This is a genomic window from Microbacterium sp. zg.Y909 (assembly GCF_024626565.1).
In genome coordinates this window covers 1-2,257 of the sequence record NZ_JANJFJ010000546.1, presented here as the reverse complement: position 1 = coordinate 2,257, position 2,257 = coordinate 1, and the positions used below count along the sequence as shown (strand labels likewise).

Genomic DNA, 2,257 nt, shown 5'->3' with positions numbered 1-2,257 from the left:
TCGATCACCACCGAGGGCGGCCAGCGCACCGCCACCGTCGTGGTCACCCCCTCCGGAGACGACCTCACCGCGGCCTCGTCGGTCGTGAGTGAGGCGCTTGCGGGCGCCGACCTGCCTGCCTCGGCCGACGCCACCGTCGGCGGCGTGCTGTCACAGCAGCAGGATGCCTTCTACCAGCTGGGCCTGGCCCTGCTGGCGGCGATCCTCATCGTCTACATCGTCATGGTCGCCACCTTCAAGTCGCTCCGTCAGCCGCTGCTGCTGCTGATCTCGGTGCCGTTCGCGGCGACGGGCGCGATCCTGCTGCAGATCGCCACCGGGGTGCCGCTGGGCGTGGCATCCCTCATCGGCGTGCTCATGCTGATCGGCATCGTGGTGACGAACGCCATCGTTCTGGTCGACCTCGTCAACCAGTACCGCGTGAAGGGGCTCTCCGCGCACGACGCCACCATCGCCGGCGGGGCGCGACGTCTTCGTCCCATCCTGATGACCGCGCTGGCGACGATCTTCGCGCTGACCCCGATGGCGCTGGGGATCACCGGCAGCGGCGGATTCATCTCGCAGCCGCTCGCGATCGTCGTCATCGGCGGACTGATCTCGTCGACCGTGCTGACGCTGCTCGTGCTGCCGACCCTCTACAACCTCGTCGAGGGCGCCCGTGAGCGCCGCCAGTCGCGGCGTTCGGACGCTCTCGTTCCCGCGACGGCGGCCACCGGCTCCGTCGGCGTGCCGAAGAGTCGGCGTGACCTTCGTGAGCGTGGCGCGACGGGGTCGCTCCCGGTCGTGATTGCGGACGCGACGGGACCGGTCGGCTCCGCGCCCGTCGACGCGGGTGCCGAGCTTGACGACGCGACGACGGCGCCCGGGGCTGAGCCCGTCGCGGCCCCCGTGGCGGATCCGACAGTCGCGGATCCCGATGCTGCGAAGCCCTTCGTGACCGCCGAACCGACGGATCCGCCCACCGATGCCGCGACCGACACGGCGACCGAGGGCGCCCGGCTCTCTGCGCTCACGAAGGCCGTGCAGCCTGCCCGCGTGGGCGAGAATGCCCCCGCTGAAGCCGAAGCCGAAGCCGAAGCCGAAGCCGAAGCCGAAGCCGAAGCCGACGCCGACGCCGACGCCGAAGCCCCGGTCGACGATGCGGACGACGACCGCCGCTGACGTCAGTCGGCCCGGGCGATCACACCCCAGTGCAGCAGCCACTCCTCGCCCGGCTCGAGCACGCGGATTCCGGTGCCCGAGTTCAAGGCGTCGGGCGGGGCGGTCATCGGCTCGATGGCGATCGCCACGTCCTGCCCGGGGAAGCGGTCGGTCGTGAAGACCTGCAGGTAGTCGAAGCCGGGGCCGGCCCAGAGGTCGAGGCTCCTGCCGTCGGGGGCGGTGAGGACGGCGTGGGCGTTGCCGGCGCCGTCCCGCGCGACCGTGCCGTACGCGGTGTCGAGGTCGAGCTCGCCCACCGGGCGCGGCGTCCGCAGGTCGGTGGCGTCGTCCACGGGGACTTCGTCCACCGGCAGCTTCCGCTCATCGAGCAGGAAGCGGGTCGCGGCATCCAGCTGCACCGTCAGCTCGCCCGTCGGGACGCCCCCGATGCACAAGTACGGGTGCGTGCCCAGTGCGACCGGCGCGGGCATGTCGCCCAGGTTCAGGATGCGGTGGGTGACCGCGAGGGCGCCGTCGGTCACGGTGTACGTCACCTCGGTGGCGAGGTAGAACGGGTAGCCGGTCTGCGGGTAGACATCGGCCGCCAGCGTGACGGTGTGCTCGGTGTACACCGCCGGCCGGTAGCCGACGAAGCGCAGCAGGCCGTGTGACGCGTTGCCGGTCTGCGGTTCGGTGATCGCCAGCTGTCGCGTCACTCCGTCGCGCGTCCACTCTCCGTCGCGCACGCGGTTGGGCCACGGCACCAAGACGATGCCCGCCGCCGCGGGAGTCGGCGAACGGTCGGGGTACCGTGGCACGTAGTCGAACCCATCGACGGTGAAGGCCCGTAAAGCGCCGCCGACCTGCGATATCTCCGCCGTCGTGTTGCCGTGCTGCACCGTGAACCTGCGACCGGTCGGGTCGTAGGGGAAGTGGGTCGTCATCCCGTCATGGTAGGCCGGTGGGAAGTTTCCCAGCCTCGCACCGGTATACTCGTCTGGTCGGCTTCGGACACTGCGCGTGGTGCGCGTGGATGGGTTTGTGAGTCCAAGGGGCCGATGGTGGGCGTCGATCGACGTGCATGACCACTATCGATAATGGCCCCGGCCGACGGATG

General features: G+C 70.7%; 2 protein-coding genes. One reads left to right on the top strand and one right to left on the bottom strand.

Annotation, left to right across the window (positions count from 1 at the left end):
• Window positions 1-1,161: efflux RND transporter permease subunit (locus tag NQ160_RS22610; protein ID WP_257517276.1), on the top strand; the 1,161-nt coding region annotated here is incomplete at its 5' end.
• A gap of 2 nt (window positions 1,162-1,163) precedes the next feature.
• On the opposite strand, the gene NQ160_RS22605 is transcribed toward NQ160_RS22610, so the two are convergent.
• Window positions 1,164-2,084, bottom strand: a complete 921-nt coding sequence (locus NQ160_RS22605) for an aldose 1-epimerase family protein (protein WP_257517275.1) — start codon at window positions 2,082-2,084, stop codon at window positions 1,164-1,166.
• Between the last annotated feature and the right edge of the window lie 173 nt (window positions 2,085-2,257).

Bases quoted from the DNA above. Each gene is read 5' to 3' on its own strand.
- NQ160_RS22605 (WP_257517275.1), bottom strand. From the start codon at position 2,084: ATGACGACCCACTTCCCCTACGACCCGACCGGTCGCAGGTTCACGGTG.